This is a genomic window from Pantoea sp. C1E2 (genome assembly GCF_056491465.1).
This window is the reverse complement of the sequence record NZ_JBSZHT010000002.1, coordinates 3305261-3323125: the sequence shown is the minus strand read 5'-3', so window position 1 is coordinate 3323125 and position 17865 is coordinate 3305261. Positions and strand designations below refer to the sequence as shown.

The 17865-nt window shown below is 54.3% G+C and carries 16 protein-coding genes and 6 tRNA genes; 7 read left to right on the top strand and 15 right to left on the bottom strand.

The features are described 5' to 3' along the window. The first annotated feature begins 15 nt into the window (after positions 1-15). Together ligA and ACXI0A_RS15905 are read left to right on the top strand one after the other, a co-directional pair. Positions 16-2034 carry an NAD-dependent DNA ligase LigA gene (gene ligA, locus ACXI0A_RS15910; RefSeq protein WP_476147775.1) on the top strand — a complete coding sequence of 673 codons (2019 nt, stop codon included), beginning with the start codon at positions 16-18 and terminating at the stop codon, positions 2032-2034. A 1-nt stretch (position 2035) separates the two neighbouring features. After that, positions 2036-2254 carry a DUF3820 family protein gene (locus ACXI0A_RS15905; protein ID WP_224930793.1) on the top strand — a complete coding sequence of 73 codons (219 nt, stop codon included), beginning with the start codon at positions 2036-2038 and terminating at the stop codon, positions 2252-2254. Between the two features lie 31 nt (positions 2255-2285). Here ACXI0A_RS15905 and ACXI0A_RS15900 read toward each other — a convergent pair whose 3' ends face one another. Next, positions 2286-3287: a bile acid:sodium symporter gene (locus ACXI0A_RS15900; protein WP_476147777.1), complete on the bottom strand. Its 1002-nt coding sequence runs from the start codon at positions 3285-3287 to the stop codon at positions 2286-2288. 100 nt (positions 3288-3387) lie between these two features. Here ACXI0A_RS15900 and ACXI0A_RS15895 point away from each other — a divergent pair, with 100 nt between their 5' ends. Continuing rightward, on the top strand, positions 3388-4308 hold the full coding sequence (locus ACXI0A_RS15895; protein ID WP_224930796.1) for a LysR family transcriptional regulator: 921 nt from the start codon (positions 3388-3390) through the stop codon (positions 4306-4308). On the opposite strand, the gene ACXI0A_RS15890 is transcribed toward ACXI0A_RS15895, so the two are convergent. From ACXI0A_RS15890 to ACXI0A_RS15870, 5 genes are all read right to left on the bottom strand, one after another. Further along, positions 4305-4655 (bottom strand): FlxA-like family protein, encoded by a 351-nt coding sequence (locus tag ACXI0A_RS15890; protein ID WP_224930799.1) that lies wholly within the window; start codon positions 4653-4655, stop codon positions 4305-4307. The genes ACXI0A_RS15895 and ACXI0A_RS15890 overlap by 4 nt on opposite strands. A gap of 148 nt (positions 4656-4803) precedes the next feature. Continuing rightward, positions 4804-4879 (bottom strand) — tRNA-Lys (locus ACXI0A_RS15885). Positions 4880-4883: 4 nt separating this feature from the next. Then, positions 4884-4959, bottom strand: a tRNA-Val gene (locus ACXI0A_RS15880). 41 nt (positions 4960-5000) lie between these two features. Beyond that, positions 5001-5076, bottom strand: a tRNA-Val gene (locus ACXI0A_RS15875). 46 nt (positions 5077-5122) lie between these two features. After that, positions 5123-5198, bottom strand: a tRNA-Val gene (locus tag ACXI0A_RS15870). 273 nt (positions 5199-5471) lie between these two features. Between ACXI0A_RS15870 and gltX the strand changes: the two genes are divergently transcribed. Then, positions 5472-6893, top strand: coding sequence for a glutamate--tRNA ligase (gene gltX / locus ACXI0A_RS15865; protein WP_200578922.1), 1422 nt, complete (start codon positions 5472-5474; stop codon positions 6891-6893). 84 nt (positions 6894-6977) lie between these two features. Here the strand turns inward: gltX and ACXI0A_RS15860 are convergent, their stop codons facing one another. Continuing rightward, entirely contained in the window at positions 6978-7331 is a 354-nt protein-coding gene (locus ACXI0A_RS15860; protein WP_034825897.1) for a YfeC-like transcriptional regulator, read from the bottom strand. A 114-nt stretch (positions 7332-7445) separates the two neighbouring features. Then, positions 7446-8231: a formate/nitrite transporter family protein gene (locus ACXI0A_RS15855; protein ID WP_224930805.1), complete on the bottom strand. Its 786-nt coding sequence runs from the start codon at positions 8229-8231 to the stop codon at positions 7446-7448. A 333-nt stretch (positions 8232-8564) separates the two neighbouring features. Between ACXI0A_RS15855 and ACXI0A_RS15850 the strand changes: the two genes are divergently transcribed. Together ACXI0A_RS15850 and ACXI0A_RS15845 are read left to right on the top strand one after the other, a co-directional pair. After that, positions 8565-8640 (top strand) — tRNA-Ala (locus ACXI0A_RS15850). A 40-nt stretch (positions 8641-8680) separates the two neighbouring features. Further along, positions 8681-8756: transfer RNA gene (locus ACXI0A_RS15845), tRNA-Ala, on the top strand. Positions 8757-8928: 172 nt separating this feature from the next. Here ACXI0A_RS15845 and ACXI0A_RS15840 read toward each other — a convergent pair. From ACXI0A_RS15840 to ACXI0A_RS15820, 5 genes are all read right to left on the bottom strand, one after another. After that, positions 8929-10545 (bottom strand): rhodanese-like domain-containing protein, encoded by a 1617-nt coding sequence (locus tag ACXI0A_RS15840; RefSeq protein WP_476147782.1) that lies wholly within the window; start codon positions 10543-10545, stop codon positions 8929-8931. Continuing rightward, a complete protein-coding gene (locus ACXI0A_RS15835) occupies positions 10538-11128 on the bottom strand; it encodes a cysteine dioxygenase family protein (RefSeq protein ID WP_476147783.1) in 591 nt (196 codons plus the stop codon). Before ACXI0A_RS15835 ends, ACXI0A_RS15840 begins: the two co-directional genes overlap by 8 nt. After that, positions 11125-12108 carry an ABC transporter substrate-binding protein gene (locus ACXI0A_RS15830; protein ID WP_224930812.1) on the bottom strand — a complete coding sequence of 328 codons (984 nt, stop codon included), beginning with the start codon at positions 12106-12108 and terminating at the stop codon, positions 11125-11127. Before ACXI0A_RS15830 ends, ACXI0A_RS15835 begins: the two co-directional genes overlap by 4 nt. Continuing rightward, positions 12108-13196: an LLM class flavin-dependent oxidoreductase gene (locus tag ACXI0A_RS15825; protein WP_476147785.1), complete on the bottom strand. Its 1089-nt coding sequence runs from the start codon at positions 13194-13196 to the stop codon at positions 12108-12110. The genes ACXI0A_RS15830 and ACXI0A_RS15825 overlap by 1 nt, the downstream gene beginning before the upstream one ends. 192 nt (positions 13197-13388) lie before the next feature. Next, positions 13389-14579, bottom strand: coding sequence for a NupC/NupG family nucleoside CNT transporter (locus tag ACXI0A_RS15820; RefSeq protein WP_224930817.1), 1191 nt, complete (start codon positions 14577-14579; stop codon positions 13389-13391). A 369-nt stretch (positions 14580-14948) separates the two neighbouring features. Here ACXI0A_RS15820 and ACXI0A_RS15815 point away from each other — a divergent pair, with 369 nt between their 5' ends. After that, positions 14949-16190, top strand: a complete 1242-nt coding sequence (locus tag ACXI0A_RS15815) for an Nramp family divalent metal transporter (protein WP_476147787.1) — start codon at positions 14949-14951, stop codon at positions 16188-16190. 48 nt (positions 16191-16238) lie between these two features. Here the strand turns inward: ACXI0A_RS15815 and ACXI0A_RS15810 are convergent, their stop codons facing one another. Together ACXI0A_RS15810 and mgrA are read right to left on the bottom strand one after the other, a co-directional pair. Next, positions 16239-16595 carry a DUF2502 domain-containing protein gene (locus ACXI0A_RS15810; protein WP_224930823.1) on the bottom strand — a complete coding sequence of 119 codons (357 nt, stop codon included), beginning with the start codon at positions 16593-16595 and terminating at the stop codon, positions 16239-16241. Positions 16596-16754: 159 nt separating this feature from the next. Further along, positions 16755-17747, bottom strand: a complete 993-nt coding sequence (mgrA, locus tag ACXI0A_RS15805; protein WP_224930824.1) for an L-glyceraldehyde 3-phosphate reductase — start codon at positions 17745-17747, stop codon at positions 16755-16757. Positions 17748-17865: the final 118 nt, after the last annotated feature.

Here is a 17865-nt window from a genome sequence, read left to right as displayed (position 1 = left end):
ATCGGATAAGACACTATGAAATCGGTTCAGGAGCAGATCACCGCGCTGCGCACCTCGTTACGTCACCATGAGTACCTTTATCACGTGATGGATACGCCGGAAATTCCGGATGCAGAATATGACCGGCTGATGCAGCAACTGCGCGAACTGGAAGCGGCACACCCCGATCTCATTACACCCGATTCGCCGACACAGCGCGTGGGCGCGGCGCCGCTGGCCGCCTTCGAACAGGTGCGCCATGAAGTGCCGATGCTGTCACTCGACAACACCTTCGATGAAGCCGGTTTCCTTGCCTTCAATAAGCGCGTCCAGGATCGCCTGAAAAGCAGTGATGATTTGACGTATTGCTGCGAGCTTAAGCTGGATGGTCTGGCGGTCAGCCTGTTGTATGAAGATGGGCTGCTGGTGCGGGCGGCGACACGCGGCGATGGCACCACGGGCGAAAATATTACCGCCAACGTGCGCACCATCCATGCTATTCCACTGCGCCTGCACGGAGACAACATTCCTGCGCGTGTTGAAGTGCGCGGTGAGGTCTTTATGACCGAGGCGGGCTTCGAGAAGCTCAATGAGGATGCGCGCCGTACCGGCGCCAAAGTGTTCGCCAACCCGCGCAACGCCGCTGCGGGATCGCTGCGTCAGCTTGATCCGCGCATCACCGCCAAGCGCTCATTGACCTTCTTCTGTTACGGTTTCGGCCTGCTGGAGGGCGGTGATATGCCCGCCAGCCACTGGCAGCGCCTGCAGCAATTTAAAGCCTGGGGTTTGCCCGTCAGCGACCGTATTCGCCTGGCGCATACCGCGGAAGAGGTGCTGGAATTTTATCGTCAGGTTGAGCAGGATCGTCCGTCACTCGGATTTGATATTGATGGCGTGGTGATCAAGGTCGATTCGCAGGCACTGCAGGAGCAGTTGGGCTTCGTCGCCCGCGCCCCGCGCTGGGCTGTGGCCTTTAAATTCCCAGCGCAGGAGCAGATGACCTTCGTGCGCGATGTGGAATTTCAGGTAGGACGTACCGGTGCGATTACGCCTGTCGCCCGTCTGGAGCCGGTGCAGGTAGCCGGGGTGGTGGTGAGTAATGCCACACTGCACAACGCCGATGAAATCGCGCGTCTTGGCCTGCGTATTGGCGACAAAGTAGTGATTCGCCGTGCCGGTGATGTGATTCCGCAGGTGGTTAACGTGGTGGAATCCGAACGTCCGGATGATACCCGCGAAATTGTCTTCCCCAGCCATTGCCCGGTGTGTGGCTCTGACGTGGAGCGCGTGGAAGGCGAAGCCGTTACTCGCTGTACCGGTGGGCTGATTTGTGGTGCTCAGCGTAAAGAGGCGCTTAAGCATTTTGTTTCTCGCCGTGCGATGGATGTTGATGGCATGGGCGACAAAATTATCGATCAGCTGGTTGAAAAAGAGTATGTGCACACGCCGGCCGATCTGTTCCGTCTTACGGCGGGCAAGCTGACGGGACTGGATCGCATGGGGCCGAAATCGGCACAAAATGTGGTGGATGCACTCGAAAAAGCCAAACTCACCACGCTGCCTCGCTTCCTTTATGCGCTGGGGATTCGTGAAGTCGGTGAAGCCACTGCGGCCAATCTGGCCAATCATTTTGGCGATCTTGAGAAGGTAATGAATGCCGATCTCGATGCGCTGATTGAGGTACAGGACGTGGGCAAAATCGTGGCCGCGCATGTGCGTAATTTCATGGAAGAAGAGAGCAATCGTGAAGTGATCCGCGAACTCACCCAAGAAGTGGGCGTGCATTGGCCACAGCTGGAAGTGGTGAATGTTGAAGAGATCGACAGCCCATTTGCCGGCAAGACCGTGGTGCTGACTGGTTCGCTGTCGCAGATGAACCGTGATGATGCTAAAGAACGTTTAGTGGCGCTGGGCGCGAAAGTCAGTGGCAGCGTGTCGAAGAAGACGGATTTGTTGATTGCCGGTGAAGCGGCCGGTTCCAAACTGGCGAAAGCGCAAGAGCTTGGTATTCCGGTGATCGACGAAGCGGAAATGATTCGCCTGCTGGGAGCTTAGCGTGGATAAATTTCAGCTGGTAGAAATCGCCAATACCGCGATGCCGTTCGGCAAGTATAAAGGCCGCATGCTGATCGATGTACCTGAAGAGTATCTGCTGTGGTTTGCGCGTAAAAATGAGTTTCCCGCTGGAAGGTTGGGTGACCTTATGCAGCTGACCTTAGCGATCAAAATTGAAGGATTGCAGGAGTTGGTTAAGCCACTCAAACGCAGCGAATAATAAAATGGCCCGCAATTGCGGGCCATTTTACTTATGATTTCTGTACTTCGACTTGCTGCTGAGCCAGCCGCTTCTCATTGCCCGCTTTATAGCGCTGGGCGATGAACGAACAGACCATTAACTGCACCTGATGGAAGATCATCAGTGGTAGCACGATAATCCCCACGGAACTGGCCGGGAACAGGATATTGGCCATCGGCACGCCATTGGCGAGACTCTTTTTCGAACCACAGAACAGCACCACGATTTCATCGGCACGGCTGAAGCCGAACAGACGCGAGGCACCCAGGTTAATCGCCAGCGCGACAAACAGAATCAGCACGCTACCCGCCAGAATCCACAGCAGAGTATCCACACCCACACGATGCCAGATACCGTTGACCACCGCTTCACTGAAGGCGGAGTAGACCACTAACAGAATCGAGGTCTGGTCGGTTTTACCAATCAGGCTACGATGTTTTTCCACCCAGCCGCCAATCCAGCGACGTGACATATGGCCAATCACAAACGGCACCAGCAGTTGCAGCATGATTTTGCCAATCTGCTCCAGGCCATTGCTCGGCGCATCGCTGTGAACGTTCATCACCTGATTTACCAGCAGCGGCGAGATGAATACGCCTAGCAGGCTAGAGGCAGATGCGGCACAGACGGCCGCCGCAACATTGCCGCCCGCCATGGAGGTGAAAGCGATGGCAGACTGCACGGTGGCAGGCAGAATACAGAGATAAATGCAGCCGGTATAAATCTCCTGACCGACGTTCACCGGATGCCACCACACCAGCAGTAAACCGAGAATCGGGAACACCACGAACGTGCTGCACATGATCCACAGATGCAAACGCCAGTGGCTACTACCGGCAATGATTTTCTCACGTGACAGCTTGGCGCCGTGCATAAAGAACAGCAGGGCAATGGCGGCGGTGGTCAGGTATTCAAAGAAATCGACAAACCCGCCTTTGGCCGGGATGAAGCTGGCCAGCAGCACAGTGATGATGAGTTTGACCATCATCGGGTCGAGTCGTAAAAAGCCCATTGTTACAATCCGGTTAAAAATAAAAATGATGGTGCTGATTGTGCGCCAGCTGGGTTTAGAAATAAAATTGATTTATTGCATCAATCTATGAGCAAATTCGATGAATTATACCTTACGTCAGTTACGCACTTTTGTGGCCGTGGCGCAGCAAGGCAGTTTTAGCCAGGCAGGGCAGGCGATTGGTCTGAGTCAGTCGGCGGTCAGCCACAGTATTAAAGAGCTGGAAGCGGAAATAGGGGTGCGTTTACTGGACCGCACCACGCGTGAAGTGATGCTGACGGAGGCGGGGCACCAGTTGGCATCGCGCCTGGAGCGTTTGCTGGAGGAGTTAAATACCACGCTACTGGATGTCCGAAGCTACGGCGAACAGCGTAGTGGCACCGTGCGAGTTGCCGCCAGTCAGACGCCTTCGGCGAACCTGATGCCGCAGTGTCTGGCCAGCAGCCAGCAACGTTATCCGGATATCCGCGTCATTCTGCACGATCGCGCTCAGCAGTCAGTGCTGCAAAGCGTGCGTAATGCGGAAGTGGATTTTGGCATTGTCATTGGGCCGCTAGGGGATGCCGATCTGGATTACGAAGCGATTTTGCAGGAGCCGTTTCTGCTGTTATGTCATGCGGATGATGAACTGGCCCAGGTCGAGCAAGCGGAATGGACGATGCTGGCGGGGCGCAACCTGGTTTTGCAGGATTATGCCTCAGGAAGTCGACTGCTGGTGGATGCGGCGCTACAGCAGTTATCGATTCAGGTACAGGTGGTACAGGAAATTGGTCATCCCGCCACGCTGTTTCCGATGGTGGAAGCGGGCATTGGCATCAGCATTTTACCTGCGCTGGCGCTACCGTTGCCTGCAGGGCGTAAACTGACGGTTCGGCGACTCTATCCGGAAATTCATCGCAATCTGATGCTGATTAAACGCAAAAATCGCTCTTTGACACCCGCCGCGGAAGCCATCTGGCAGGAAGTGCGCCAACAGGCAAGCCTGCTGGCGCAACAACGAGCACTCAAACCGGCGTTTTAGACGTAAACGTTAATTTGATTAGACTCGGTCGGACGGTTAATGCCATCGGCTTTCTGGGCGCTGGTTGCACTTTCCGTGGTGGGCTGCTGTGCTTCCTGTTTCTGTTGCGCTTTTTCTGCCGCCTGCTGCTCGATTTGTGCAATCTGCGCTTCAATCATTTGAATCTGCGATTGCAGCATCTGTTCCTGTTCAGATTTTTGTTCATCTGTCAGGGAATCATCGCTGGATAAATCTTTAATTTCTTTGGTGATGCTTTGAATTTGTTTATTCAGGCTGGCGACTTCAGACGTCGAACCGCCACCGCTGCTTGCGGTACTGACACTGCTAACACTTGAGATAGTAGACATGGTTTTCTCCTTGCAATAGACCATTATCGTTATCGGCAAGGGGATAAAGCGGCTTGAGCGCGTAAAGCGTTAAGTGATCGCAAAGGTTTTGTCAGGATGGGGCGAATCGCAGACAGCAAAAAGGCGCCTTTAGGGCGCCTTTTTACATTGGTGGGTCGTGCAGGATTCGAACCTGCGACCAATTGATTAAAAGTCAACTGCTCTACCAACTGAGCTAACGACCCGAAGTGGTGGGCGATGACGGGCTCGAACCGCCGACCCCCTCCGTGTAAAGGAGATGCTCTACCAACTGAGCTAATCGCCCACTTCGGAACTGCTTAACAAGAGTGTCATCTGACTAAGATATGGTGGGCGATGACGGGCTCGAACCGCCGACCCCCTCCGTGTAAAGGAGATGCTCTACCAACTGAGCTAATCGCCCATATCTTACTCTTCAAACTCTTGCACACTGCGAGCCACTTTTAGAGTGGTGGGTGATGACGGGCTCGAACCGCCGACCCCCTCCGTGTAAAGGAGATGCTCTACCAACTGAGCTAATCACCCCCGCTGTGTGGAGTCGCATTATAGGGATCCAGCGAAGTGAGTCAACGCTTTTTAAAACATAAATGTGCGTTCGCTTTAAATTTAGGCAGCATGCCGCGCTTTTAGCCAATGTGCTGGTTTTATTAGCAGAAAAACGCACTTCAATCTGTGATGCCGCCGCGAGAGTCATTGAGGAAAGCGTCCCACCTGCTAGAATATGCGCACTGTTTTTTCGCGTTAACCCGTTTTTTTGTCATCCAGATAAAGAAACCTGCGCATCTAAGGCAATGCTGAATGAAAATCAAAACTCGCTTCGCACCCAGCCCTACTGGCTACCTGCATGTGGGCGGTGCCCGTACTGCTCTTTATTCCTGGCTTTATGCTCGCCATAACAAGGGCGAATTCGTTCTGCGTATCGAAGATACCGATCTGGAACGCTCAACGCCGGAAGCCATTGAAGCCATCATGGATGGGATGAACTGGCTCAACCTGCAGTGGGATGAAGGTCCTTACTATCAGACCAAGCGCTTTGACCGTTACAACGCGGTGATTGATGAAATGGTTGAAGCAGGCTCGGCTTATAAATGTTACTGCTCTAAAGAGCGTTTAGAAGCGTTGCGTGAAGATCAGATGGCGAAAGGCGAGAAGCCACGTTATGACGGTCGTTGCCGTGACAGCCATGAACATCATGCGGCGGATGAGCCTTGCGTGGTGCGTTTCCGTAACCCACAAGAGGGTTCGGTGATTTTCGATGACCAGATCCGTGGCCCGATTGAGTTCAGCAACCAGGAGTTGGATGATCTGATCATCCGCCGTACCGACGGTTCACCGACCTACAACTTCTGTGTGGTGGTGGATGACTGGGATATGGGTATCACTCACGTGATCCGTGGTGAAGACCATATCAACAATACGCCACGCCAGATCAACATCCTTAAAGCGATTGGTGCAGAAGTGCCAACTTACGCGCACGTCTCCATGATCCTGGGTGATGACAGTAAGAAGCTGTCGAAACGTCATGGCGCGGTGGGTGTGATGCAGTACCGTGATGACGGCTATTTGCCGGAAGCGCTGCTCAACTATCTGGTGCGTTTGGGCTGGTCACATGGCGATCAGGAAATTTTCAGTGTGGCAGAGATGGCCGAGCTGTTTACTCTGGATGCCGTGAGCAAGTCTGCCAGTGCGTTTAACACCGAGAAACTGCAGTGGCTGAACCATCACTACATTAATACGCTGCCGCCGGAATACGTGGCAACGCAGTTGCAGTGGCACATTGAGCAACAGAATATTGATACCCGCACCGGCCCGGAACTGGCGAAGCTGGTAACGCTGCTGGGCGAGCGTTGCAAAACGCTGGTCGAGATTGCGGCTTCTTGTCGTTACTTCTATGAAGAATTTGAAGCCTTTGATGCTGATGCGGCCAAAAAACATCTGCGTCCTGTTGCACGCCAGCCATTAGAAGTAGTGCGTGACAAGCTGGCAGCGCTGAGCGACAGCGAGTGGAATGCGGAGAATGTGCACAACGCGATTCAGGGTGCTGCTGATGCGCTCGAGTTGGGCATGGGCAAAGTGGGCATGCCACTGCGCGTAGCGGTGACTGGTGCAGGTCAGTCTCCGGCACTGGATGTGACGGTTGAAGCGATTGGTCGCAGCCGCAGCGTTGCCCGTATCGAAAAAGCGCTGGCCTTCATTGCTGAGCGTGAAGCCCAGGCTTAATTGAGCCAGCGGCAGCCTGTAGCGTTGCCGCTTCACTTATCGTGGGTATTAAAAAAGCCGGGTGCATGATGCGCCCGGCTTTTTTTAATCTTCTTTAATTCCTAGCCGTTCCAGCACGCCACTTATCCCCTCGCGCAGTAACAACGCAGCCAGTTGATCTTGCTCAGCGGTTGTCATTTGCTGGACAGAATTTATTAATAACGCAGGTAACGTATTTTGCTGGGCACCGTAATTGGCCGCCGGCTCTGTCGCGTGGCGGGTGGACTGAACAAAGCTTTTTACACGCTCATCAATATGAATCAATCGCGCTTTACCACCCTGTACGCCGGGCTTGGGCGTGGTTGTCCAGTTTTCGCGTTTGATCCACTTATTCACCGTTTGCCGACTGTAGCCCGTTTCCAGCGCGAGCTCCTCGGGGGTGAGCCATTCCTTTTTCACGATGCTGTCCCTGTTAAATACATTAGCTGTACATATTACAACAAAACGTAACGGGGAAAAGTAATCAGGCAGGAAAATGCCTCTTGTCTGATGACAAAAGGCATAAATCGGATATTAAGCTTCGCTGGTTTCAGCCTGGGCAGGACGGAAAGCAAGGAAATAGGTGAGACCAACAAATATTGCACCACCCACGCCGTTGCCGAGGAACACGGCAATCACGTTTGGCGCAAATTCAGCCCAGCTCATTTGTCCGGCAAAAATCGCGGCAGGCACAATAAACATATTGGCCACCACGTGCTGGAAGCCAATCGCGACGAAGGCCATCACCGGGAACCACATGCCGAAGATTTTGCCGACCATGTCTTTACTGGCGAAAGCTAACCACACCGCCAGACACACCAGCCAGTTGCAACCAATGCCGGAAATGAAGGCGTGCAGGAAATCCGCATTCACTTTCGCGTGTGCAATCGCCACGGTCTTTTTCAGATAATCGCCTTCGGTCATGCCCAACATGTGGCCAAAGAACCAGGCGACTGCGATGCTGCCGATAAAGTTAGCAATCGTGACCCAGAACCAGTTGCGCAGCACGCTAAAGCCGCTGATACGGCGGGCGAACCAGGCAATCGGTAAGGTCATCATGTTGCCGGTCAACAGTTCGCCGCCGGCCAGTACGGTCAGAATCAGGCCAACCGGGAACACCGCCGCGCCGAGGAAGCCGCCAAAGGAGCCCCATTCAGCAGGCAGTTGGTTGATAACATGCAGATCCAACAGAAAACCGGTGGCAATAAAGGCACCGGCCATAAAACCAAGAATCATCAAGGTGGAAACAGGCAAACGGCTTTTAGCCACGCCCGCTTGAATCGCCAGTTGGGCGATCTCTTTCGGTGTATGCAGCGACATAATTCACTTTTCTATTATTGAACAAGGGGAAAATGCTGGCCGATCAAAGAGCGATATACCCTGGAAGGTTGACCGGTTAATTAGCGCGCTAAGTTTTACACTTACCCATACCGAATACAAGATTATTCCTAACAACTTTAACCGTGATGTAACGTGCTGGCGTGATGGGAAAGGCATAAAAAAGGCGGTGTTCAGTTCAAAAAAAAGCCTCAGTGGCAGCGGTTTGCCGCCTTTTTCAGCGATTGAACACAGAACGAGAATTTGGCGTTGACACTCAGGGAGCGGTTTCATATGATGCCGTCCGTCGAGTTAAATCGGCTGTTTTTCGGTGCTGGGGGTATAGCTCAGCTGGGAGAGCGCTTGCATGGCATGCAAGAGGTCAGCGGTTCGATCCCGCTTATCTCCACCAAATCGTTTCTAACGATGCACTGAAAAAGATTTCCAGATGTGGGGGTATAGCTCAGCTGGGAGAGCGCTTGCATGGCATGCAAGAGGTCAGCGGTTCGATCCCGCTTATCTCCACCAAATCTCTGTTCGTCCTGAACAACTACACAATTCCAACACTTATCCATATTGAGATATTCAGCATTGCGTGGCTTATTGCGTGATAAATGGCACCGCTACGGCTTTGTGCGTTTTGAGACTATCTCATCCCAACCACACAATCCTGTAGCGGCGCAATTAATTGCGCAAACGATTAAGCCATTGCGGTTTGCGCTTGAGCAGGCAGCACGCGGAAGCCGTGCGTGACATCACGCCCCAACTGCGCCACCAGACCGTATTCCCAATCCAGATAGGCCTGCATCACGGCAGGTTCGATATCGGTACCTTCATACGGACGGCGATAGCGATCAATCGCCGGTGACAGCAACTGCTGGTCGCCTTGCTCGGTAGGCAGCTGCGCGGCGCGCCAGGCCGCGTTGCCGCCTTCCAGCACGAACACCGGCTTGCCGGTGAGTTCCGCCACCTGTTCAACCGCATATCCGGCCAGCAGGCTGCTGCCGCAGGTCAGCACATAACGTCGTGCCGCTGGCAGTATGGCTTTGCCTTCTTTTTGCAGTGTTGAACGTAGCAGCCAGCCCGCACCCGGAATATGACTGTTAAGGTGATTGGCGCGCGTGGTGAAGTCCAGTACCTGGGTCTGACCTTCTTCCAGCCACTCCGCCAGTTGCTGCGGAGAAATAAACTCGGGCTGCGCAACAGCAGGAACCTGCGCTTTCCAGGCGCCGGTGGCGCTGAAATCACTGGCCTGCAGCTCTTCCAGCACCGAGACCTGCCAGCCGAGCTGCGCCAGCCAGGAGGCGGTCATATTAGCGCGTACGCCGTCGTCATCAATCAATACAATGCGCGCACCGCGCACGCTGGCGTAATGATCGGTTTCCTGCACCAGCTGTCCGCCGGGAACATGTCGACTGCCGGGCAGATGACCTGCCGCATACTCATCGGCATCGCGCACATCAAACAAGTAAGTGGTGCGCGGTTCCTGCTGCCAGCGCTTAAGCGTTGCCAGTGGAATACGCTCTACGCCTGCGCGATCGGCAATGCCTCGCGCATTACTTGCCGCCTGTCGCTGCGCGGTTTCACTGGCTTCACCGTAGCGGCGTGATTGACCTTTATCCAGATCGTGCCCTGCCAGCGTCCAGCCAATTGTGCCATTGCGCAGTGCAAACACCGGATTGCGAATGCCCGCATTCACCAGCGACTGAGTACCGATGATACTGCGCGTGCGACCCGCGCAGTTCACAATCACCGTGGTTTCCGGTGATGGCGCGAGATCACGCACGCGCAACACCAGCTCACCGCCCGGCACGCTGGTGGCGCCTGGAATGCTCATGGTCTGGTACTCATCAAAGCGGCGGGCATCCAGCACCACCACGTTGGCGTCGCTGTTGATCAAGCTGTGCACTTCATCGGCTGACAGGGAAGGGGTGTGATTGTGATGCTCAACCAGTTCGCCAAAGGCTTTACTCGGTGAATTCACATCAATAAACAGCTCACCGCCTGCTGCCTGCCAACCAGCTAAATCCTCTTTTAACAGCGCCACATTGCTGTAACCCAGCGCGGCAATGCGCTCTGCTGCCGTCTGCGCCAGGCCCTCGCCGTTATCATATAAAGTGATGGCTGTAGTGGATTGTGGAATGCGATCCAACAGCTCTAGCTCCAGTTTGGAGAACGGAATGTTCACCGCAAATAGCGGATGCCCGGTGGCAAACAGCGCTTCGTCGCGCACATCAATAATTGCCACTTCCTGCTGCTGACGCAGAGCCTCAAGAATGTCCGCCGCCTGACGGAAAGGGAAAACGAGTTTACTCATGTGATAGATCCCAAATGTTCGGTAAGTAACGGTTGCTGTAACCGGAGATGAACTGTTTTTCACTGCCGTCTTCGCGATACACCGCGCGTTTTACCGCGCCAATGTTGGCGCCATAAACGTGAATGCTGATCGAGACGCGATCGTCATAGGCATTGCTCACGCGATGGATATCGCCCACGGTGGGAGAGACGGCTTCGACGCTGCCGGGATCGAGCCGTACTGGCGCACCTTCCGGTTGCAGGCCGTTCGGCCCCGGTTGCCAGGATTGCGAAATCTCTGCTCCACGCAGCATGCCAATCAATCCCCATATGCGATGATCGTGAATCGGCGTTTGCTGGCCCGGCCCCCACACGAAGCTCACCACGGAGAAACGCTGTCGGGCATCGGCGTAAAGCAGATATTGTTGATAGTGATCGGGATGCGGTTGGGTGTAAGCTTCGTCCAGCCAGTCGTCATGTCGGATCAGTTCGCCCAGCCAGGCGCTGCCCTGTTGCAAAACAGTGGCTTCATCGGGGTTCTGATCGAGTAACGTAGCCAGATTACCGACAAATTCGCGTAAACGATGATGCTGATATGCACTCATGATTTATCTCCCGGCGCGCTTTTAGCGACCTGATTGGCCTGAGCAGACAAACTAAAATCAAAGGCTTTGCTGACATCAATCGCCTTCGGCAATACCTGATAGCGATGGAAGAAGTCGGCAGATTTTTGCAGCGTGGGGATCAGGCTGGCATCAAACACCAATGGACGAATACGTGCATCGGCAATCCAGCTGCGGGTGATGTTAGTGGGCATGTTCAGTGACTTACCCAGCACGCTGGCAAACTCCTGCGGATGTTGCTGCGCCCAGATTTGTGCTTTAGCCAGACGCGCCAGCAGATCGGCAATCGCTTTACGTTTACCTGCATCATTGATCGCTTCATCACGCGCCAGCGCATAGGAATAGCCCGACATAATACCTTTGCCGCCGCCGTCAGCGACGCGCACTGTGCCGTCCACAGCGGTGGAGGTGGCGATATAAGGTTCCCATGGCGCCCATGCGGATACGGCACCGGAGGTCAATGCAGCACGGCCATCGACAGGGCCGAGGAAACGCAGCGTGACATCGTCTGGTTTTAATCCAGCACGCTCCAGCAACCCAAGCAGCAGATAGTGGCCCCAGCCGCCGCGATTCACCGCGATTTGCTTGCCTTTCAAATCCTGCAAACGGTGAATTCCGGCATCGGGACGCGTCAGTAGCGCGATACTGTCAGGATTGTTCTGCCATGCGCCCACGGCTTTCACCGGCGCGCCAGCCGCGAACACAAACAGAAACGGCAGATCGCCCGTGAAGCCGACATCCAGTGCGCCGGCATTCAACGCTTCCTGCACAGGTGCACCCGAATCAAATGCCGTCAGTTTCAAATCGTAGGGAAGATTATTGAGTTCGCCCGACGCTTTTAATGCGGCAAAGCGATCCCCTTTTACATCGCCCAGACGCAACGTGACTTTATCAGCAGCGAACAGCGGATTGAGCGTGGAGAGCGCCAGCGCAACACCGGTAAACAGTGCAGCCAGGCGCATCAGGCGCTCCTTTTGTCAGCGGCATTCAGCGCAGCCACTTTTTCACGCGTCAGCGGAATCAGTTCCTCGCCGTATTCCACCGCATCATTCAGCGGATCGAAGCCGCGAATCAGCACGCTGTGAATGCCAAGGCGATAGTAATCCAGCAGCGCGTCGGAAACCTGATCGGCGGTGCCAACCAGCGCCGTGGAGTTGTAACCGCCTTGCACCAGTTTCGCCACGCCGGTCCACAGCACTTTGTCCAGACGATCGCCTTCATTGGCGGCGGCCAGCAGGCGCTGAGCGCCGACGCTTTGTGGTTTAGGTTTGCCAAAGGCGAAGCCGGTTTCGCGCAGCTGTTTCTCGGCCAGTCCGCGGATATGCTCGGCGCGCTCCCAGGCTTCTTTCTCGGTTTTACCGATGATGGGACGGAACGAGATATTGAAGTCGATTTCACGTCCCTGCTGCGCCGCCGCCGCTCGCACGCTGCGCACCGTCTCTTCTGCGCCTTTCAATGGCTCACCCCACAGGGCAAACACATCGGCGTGACGTGCTGCGACATCAATCGCTTCCTGTGACGATCCGCCAAAGTACACCGGCAGTTTTTTCTGCACGGGCTTGATGGCAGAAAACGCCTGCTCAGCCTGGTAAAAGTGTCCCTTATGATCATAAGGCTGGCTCGACTCCAGACTCTGCTTCAGCACAGCAAGAAACTCATCGCTGCGAGCATAGCGTTCGGCTTTATTCAGGAAGTCACCATCACGACGCTGTTCGACATCACTACCGCCGCTGATGATATGTACCGCCAGACGACCATCGGTCAGTTGATCCAACGTTGCCAGCTTACGTGCGGCCAGTGTCGGTGCGACAAAACCCGGACGGTGTGCCAGCAGGAATTTCAGTGTTGAGGTGTGTGCCGCGGCATGTGCGGTGACCAGAAAACCGTCGGGTTGATCGGACCAATAACCCACCAGAATGCGGTCGAATCCGGCTTCTTCATGGGCGCGGGCAAATCGCGCGATGTAGTCTTTATCGAATAGCGGCCCGCTAGCGGGAATGATCTCTGAAGCCAGACGGTGGCCAATCATGCCAAGAAATTGAATGCTCATACGATTCTCCAGATGTGACGTTATGGAGAAAAGCTACGGGCGCAGGTATCCGCGAAGGAAATTCAATATTGTGCAAAGGTTTTGCGTTTAGCGGGGAAGTGGCGATTGGCGGGGATAAGCAGGAATCAAAGCGAGATAGAACAGAAAAATATAATTAAGAAGAGAAGGGCGAGCCGCAGCTCGCCCTCATCATCAGAAGGCCAGAACCAGACCGGCGATAGCGGCAGAGAGCACGCTCACCAGGGTTGAACCGTACAGCAGTTTCAGGCCGAAGCGAGAAACCACGTTACCCTGTTCTTCGTTCAAACCTTTAATCGCACCCGCCACAATCCCAATAGAAGAGAAGTTAGCGAACGAGACGAGGAACACAGACAGGATACCTTCCGCATGTGGAGAGAGCTGACCGGCAATTTTCTGCAGATCCATCATCGCCACAAATTCGTTAGACACCAGTTTGGTTGCCATGATGCTGCCCACCTGCAGTGCTTCGCTGGACGGCACGCCCATCACCCACGCAAACGGGTAGAACACATAACCCAGCACACCCTGGAAGCTGATGCCGAAGATCAGGTCAAACAGTGCGTTCAATCCAGAAATCAGTGCGATAAAACCAATCAGCATCGCAGCAACGATGATCGCCACTTTGAAACCAGCAAGGATATATTCGCCCAACATTTCGAAGAAGCTCTGACCTTTATGCAAATCCTGCAACTGCAGATCTTCTTCGTTGTCGACACGGTACGGGTTGATCAGTGACAACACGATAAAGGTACTGAACATGTTCAGCACCAGTGCAGCAACCACATACTTCGGTTGCAGCATAGTCATGTAGGCGCCCACGATGGACATGGAAACCGTCGACATCGCCGTTGCAGCCATGGTGTACATGCGACGCTGCGACATTTTGCCGAGGATATCTTTATACGCGATAAAGTTTTCTGACTGTCCCAAAATCAGAGAGCTTACGGCGTTAAAGGATTCCAGTTTGCCCATACCGTTCACTTTTGACAGCACGGTACCGATGCCGCGGATAACCCATGGCAGGATACGGAAATGCTGCAAAATACCGATCAGCGCGGAGATGAACACGATCGGGCACAGAACATTAAGGAAGAAGAACGCCAGGCCTTTGTCGTTCATGTTGCCAAACACGAAGTTAGTCCCTTCAGCGGCATACTTGAGCAGATGGTCAAACACCCCCGCAAACCCTTTGACGAAGCCGAGGCCCGCTTCTGAGTTGAGGAAGAACCATGCCAGCAGAACTTCAATCACCAGAAGCTGGACGATATAGCGAATACGAATGCTTTTACGATCGTGACTGACCAGTAAGGCCAGTGCGGCTACCACCACTAATGCCAAAAGAAAGTGCAAAATATGGGACATGTCGGCTCCAAATTTGAGGAGGGTTGTATTTTGTTGCGTATTCTATGTAACGCGTTACTTAAAAACGAGATCAAAACCACATTATAAGTATTCGGTATCGACAAATTTCTAAGAATAGTCTCACCGCTCACAACCTCTTCACAAACCCTTCACAAGAAATATCCACAAAAACATTGTCTATAAAATAACCCGAGAGTAGAGTGATTCCTGTTGCAAACATTTTGGCAAGAACTGGCTTTACCGCAAGGTATAGCAATGGCTATACTTCATAGCACCATCTATTATTACGATAACTATAATCAATTTTCACTTGCCTTGAGCGCCCGTTAGTCTGCAAGGGTCAACAAGCGTTAGGACAGGGTCCACACTATGTCAGAAAGTCGCACCGCTGAGCGCGCCGCTCGCGGAGCCAGAAAAATCAAGCTCGCGCTGCTTGGCCCTGCCTTCATCGCGGCGATTGGTTATATCGATCCCGGTAACTTCGCCACCAACATTCAGGCCGGTGCGGCCTACGGCTATAAACTGCTGTGGGTGGTAGTCTGGGCCAACATCATGGCAATGATGATTCAGCTGATGTCGGCCAAACTCGGCATTGCCACTGGCAAAAATCTTGCCGAACATATTCGCGATCGTTTTCCGCGCCCGGCGGTGTGGTTCTATTGGGTGCAGGCGGAAATCATCGCCATGGCCACAGACCTCGCTGAATTTATCGGTGCGGCACTCGGCTTTAAATTATTGCTGGGGATTTCGCTACTGCAAGGTGCGGTGCTTACCGGTGTGGCGACCTACCTGATTTTGATGTTGCAAAGCCGGGGGCAGAAGCCGCTGGAGCTGGTGATTGGCGGCCTGCTGCTGTTCGTCGCGGCCGCTTATATTGTTGAGCTGTTTTTCTCTCAGCCAAAGGTCAGTGAACTGGTCACCGGCATGGCGCTGCCTTCGCTGCCCACCTCTGACGCCGTTTTCCTCGCCGCCGGTGTGCTGGGTGCCACCATCATGCCACATGTGATTTATCTGCATTCGGCGCTAACACAGCACGGCAACATTGGCAGCAAAGCGGATCGCTACTCATCGACCAAACTGGATGTGGCGATTGCCATGACCATCGCGGGCTTCGTCAATCTGGCGATGATGGCCACCGCCGCGGCCGCTTTCCACTTTAGCGGCCACACCAGTATTGTGGACCTCGACCAGGCCTATCTGACGCTGCAACCGCTGCTTGGCCATGCCGCTGCTATCGTGTTTGGTTTGAGCCTTGTCGCGGCGGGCTTGTCATCTACCGTGGTGGGTACGCTGGCAGGGCAGGTGGTGATGCAGGGCTTTATTCGCTTCCACATTCCGCTTTGGCTGCGTCGCACCATCACCATGTTGCCTTCCTTTATCGTGATCTGGGCGGGATGGGATCCAACGCGCATTCTGGTGATGAGCCAGGTGCTGCTGAGCTTCGGTATCGCGCTGGCGCTGATTCCGCTGCTGGCTTTCACCGGCAATCGCGAGTTGATGGGCGATGAGATGGTCAATTCTCGCCTGATGCAAAATGCCGGACGCTTAATTGTGGTGCTGGTAGTGGCGTTAAATCTTTATCTGCTGGTGGGCGAAGCGCTCGGCTGGTAACGCATCGAGAAAACAAAAAATCCCGGCTCAGCAGCCGGGATTTTTTTATCAATGATGATGGTGGTCGTGATGGTCACGGCGATCATCATGGCGATGATCGTGACGCCAATGTTCACGGCGCTCCCGCTCATGCCAGCGGCGTTCACGCTCACGTTCGTAAGCCTGATGACGACGCCACTCTTCGTGACGCCACCAGCGGTGATCGTTATAGCGATAACGGTCGTTCCACCAGCGTGGCTCACGCCAATGTCCGCCATCCCAATAGTAACCACGACGATCGCGATCGCCGAGATGCAGCGTGACACCCGGTGCTAATGTCAGCGTGGCGCTGTTGGCTTCTGCTGTGTGCATCGCCAGGGGTGAAAGTGTTGCCAGCAAGGCGGCAAACAAAATTGCACGTTTCATAACTTCTCCTTTTCAGTGGCTTATCACTGCCACCGTTGCGCTAGTGTGCCACATCGGTCCAGTGTTGCCTTGAGAGTGAGTCTGAAAAGGTTGCGGGAAATCTGAATTGAGAATTTTCTGCTGCGGAAAACACCCGGCCTGAGCCGGGTGAGTAAGCGTTTACACGAGAATGTTATGAATCGCTTCGATCTCTTCAGTTGTCAGCACGGGCTGGCTTAACATCTCCACCGCATCATCAATTTGCGCGGTTTTACTGGCACCAATTAGCACCGAAGTGACACGCGCATCGCGCAGCACCCAGCTCAGCGCCATTTGCGCCAGCTTCTGCCCACGCTGTTGCGCGATGGCCTGCAGCTTACGCACCTTCTCCATTTTCTCTTGCGTCAGCTGGCTCTCACTAAGGAATTTACTGCCGCTGGCGGCACGCGAGTCCTCAGGAATGCCTTGCAGATAGCGGTCGGTCAGCACGCCGCCCGCCAGCGGGGAGAAGGCGATACAGCCGACGCCGTTATCACCCAGCACATCCAGTAAACCCTGCTCTTCCGGTGCACGTTCGAACATGGAGTATTTCGGCTGATGAATCAGGCAAGGCGTGCCGAGATCGCGCAGAATGGCAATCGCTTCGGCTGCTTTATCCGCCGGGTAGTTGGAAATCGCCGCGTACAGCGCTTTACCCTGGCGCACCACCTGATCCAGCGCGCGCATGGTTTCTTCCAGCGGCGTTTCCGGATCGGGACGGTGATGATAGAAGATATCGACATACTCCAGCCCCATGCGTTTCAGGCTCTGATCCAGACTGGAGATCAGATACTTGCGCGAACCCCAGTCGCCGTAAGGACCGTCCCACATGGTGTAACCAGCTTTGGTGGAGATCACCAACTCATCGCGCAGGCCGGCAAAATCTTCACGCAGAATGCGCCCGAAATTGGACTCGGCAGAACCCGGCGGGGGTCCGTAGTTATTGGCGAGGTCGAAATGAGTGATGCCGCGATCAAAGGCGTGGCGCAGTAATTCACGGCTGTTATCGACGCGCGTGCTGTCGCCAAAGTTGTGCCACAAACCCAGCGAAATGGCCGGCAATTTCAGGCCGGTACGGCCACTGCGACGATATTGCATCTGTTGATAGCGGTCGGGATGAGGAAATACGGACATGCAGCGTTCCTGTCTCAAAAGGGGAGAAAGTGACATCAGCATAGCAGTGTATGCGTTTACACTAAGCTGAAACGCGCCGAAGATCGCAACTTACAGAATTTTCTGTCGTCGTAACGAT

Bases quoted from the DNA above. Each gene is read 5' to 3' on its own strand.
- ACXI0A_RS15840 (WP_476147782.1), bottom strand. From the start codon at position 10,545: ATGAGTAAACTCGTTTTCCCTTTCCGTCAGGCGGCGGACATTCTTGAG.
- ACXI0A_RS15855 (WP_224930805.1), bottom strand. From the start codon at position 8,231: ATGTCGCTGCATACACCGAAAGAGATCGCCCAACTGGCGATTCAAGCG.
- ACXI0A_RS15820 (WP_224930817.1), bottom strand. From the start codon at position 14,579: ATGTCCCATATTTTGCACTTTCTTTTGGCATTAGTGGTGGTAGCCGCA.
- ACXI0A_RS15815 (WP_476147787.1), top strand. From the start codon at position 14,949: ATGTCAGAAAGTCGCACCGCTGAGCGCGCCGCTCGCGGAGCCAGAAAA.
- gltX (WP_200578922.1), top strand. From the start codon at position 5,472: ATGAAAATCAAAACTCGCTTCGCACCCAGCCCTACTGGCTACCTGCAT.
- ACXI0A_RS15895 (WP_224930796.1), top strand. From the start codon at position 3,388: ATGAATTATACCTTACGTCAGTTACGCACTTTTGTGGCCGTGGCGCAG.
- mgrA (WP_224930824.1), bottom strand. From the start codon at position 17,747: ATGTCCGTATTTCCTCATCCCGACCGCTATCAACAGATGCAATATCGT.
- ACXI0A_RS15835 (WP_476147783.1), bottom strand. From the start codon at position 11,128: ATGAGTGCATATCAGCATCATCGTTTACGCGAATTTGTCGGTAATCTG.
- ACXI0A_RS15830 (WP_224930812.1), bottom strand. From the start codon at position 12,108: ATGCGCCTGGCTGCACTGTTTACCGGTGTTGCGCTGGCGCTCTCCACG.
- ligA (WP_476147775.1), top strand. From the start codon at position 16: ATGAAATCGGTTCAGGAGCAGATCACCGCGCTGCGCACCTCGTTACGT.
- ACXI0A_RS15810 (WP_224930823.1), bottom strand. From the start codon at position 16,595: ATGAAACGTGCAATTTTGTTTGCCGCCTTGCTGGCAACACTTTCACCC.
- ACXI0A_RS15900 (WP_476147777.1), bottom strand. From the start codon at position 3,287: ATGGGCTTTTTACGACTCGACCCGATGATGGTCAAACTCATCATCACT.
- ACXI0A_RS15890 (WP_224930799.1), bottom strand. From the start codon at position 4,655: ATGTCTACTATCTCAAGTGTTAGCAGTGTCAGTACCGCAAGCAGCGGT.
- ACXI0A_RS15825 (WP_476147785.1), bottom strand. From the start codon at position 13,196: ATGAGCATTCAATTTCTTGGCATGATTGGCCACCGTCTGGCTTCAGAG.